Genomic DNA, 684 nt, shown 5'->3' on the forward strand with positions numbered 1-684 from the left:
CACCCGTGCCGCCGCCGGCCCGCCGCGCAAGAGCGCCGGCGGTCAGCCGTTCAAGACGAAGGCCGAGAAGCGGGCCGAGGCCAAGGCCGCCAAAGCGCGCGCCCGGGCGATGCGCCGACGCCGCCGGGCGCTGGCCGTCGGCGGCGCGGCGGTGGCCGTGCTGGCCCTGCTCGTCGGGCTGGTCGTGTGGGTCGGCCGTTCGTCACCGCCGCCGAGCCCGGCCGCCGCCAGCACCGCCGCCGGCCCGCGCGCGACCGCGTCGAGTGCGGCGTTTCCGCCGGTGCCCCCGGGCGCCGACCCGGCGTTGAGCAAGAAGCCGGCCGCGACCGCGGGCGCCGGCACGGTCACCGAGCTCAAGACCACCACCCTCATCCAGGGCACCGGCGCGGCGGTCCAGCCGGGTCAGACGATCGACGTCAACTACGTCGGCGTCACCTACACCGACGGCAAGGAGTTCGACTCGTCCTGGAGCCGGTCGCAGCCGTTCAGCTTCCCGATCGGGACCGGCAACGTCATCCCGGGCTGGGACCAGGGACTGATCGGGGTGAAGGTCGGCAGCCGGGTCCAGCTCGACATCCCGGCCGCCCTGGCGTACGGCGACAAGCCGAGCGGCGGGCAGCCGGCCGGCGCGCTGCGTTTCGTCGTCGATGTCCTGTCGGCGGCCTGACCCCGGTCACCGGCCGG

General features: G+C 76.0%; 1 protein-coding gene. It reads left to right on the forward strand.

The genetic code is table 11. The annotated features are described in order from the left end of the window. A partial coding sequence (locus QLQ12_RS46825) for an FKBP-type peptidyl-prolyl cis-trans isomerase (protein ID WP_282767550.1) occupies nucleotides 1-667 on the forward strand: 667 nt, incomplete at its 5' end. Nucleotides 668-684 lie beyond the last annotated feature (17 nt).

Origin of the sequence: Actinoplanes sandaracinus (assembly GCF_030009775.1) — a bacterium.
GTDB classification, from domain to species: domain Bacteria; phylum Actinomycetota; class Actinomycetes; order Mycobacteriales; family Micromonosporaceae; genus Actinoplanes; species Actinoplanes sandaracinus.